The organism is Vreelandella venusta (assembly GCF_007989605.1).
Classification (GTDB): domain Bacteria; phylum Pseudomonadota; class Gammaproteobacteria; order Pseudomonadales; family Halomonadaceae; genus Vreelandella; species Vreelandella venusta.
Window position 1 is genome coordinate 1 of record NZ_BJUL01000066.1, and the last position, 506, is coordinate 506.

At 58.7% G+C, this 506-nt stretch carries 1 pseudogene; it reads left to right on the plus strand.

From position 1 onward, the window contains the following. Positions 1–506: pseudogene (locus tag HVE01_RS19775) on the plus strand (FAD-binding oxidoreductase); the annotation flags it as partial.

Genomic DNA, 506 nt, shown 5'->3' on the forward strand with positions numbered 1-506 from the left:
CAGTTCCGTTCGCAGTTTTTAGAGGTCTACCACGGCCGCTATTTACGCCCGCTGCGCGATTACATCATCGGTGGCACTGAGTTCATGCTGCCTACGCTTGCCAAGGTAGCGCCGCTGTATAACGCCCTACTCAACCAGCGCTGGGTCGATAGCCTAATGCGTAAAGGGCTGGGAATGAGCGATTCCCCCCAGCTTTCCCGCGCCAGCGTGAAAAAGCAGCTGCGCGCCTGGGGCGTGGCCGAAGCTACGCCTACCTCGCTTGCACTGCTGACTGAACAGCAGCGTGCCAACAGCGTGATCATTGTCCAGGATGCCTTCACCAGCCACTTTGAAGCCAAACTGGTGATGGACGTGGTGGAACTGCTGTCGCGGCTGAATCTGCGGGTGTTCGTGATGCCATTTTCTGCCAACGGCAAACCGCTGCAAGTGCAGGGCTTTTTAGGCGCCTTTGAGCGCACGGCGGAAAAACAGGCCAAGCGCCTGCGGGCACTGGCAGAGTTCGACGT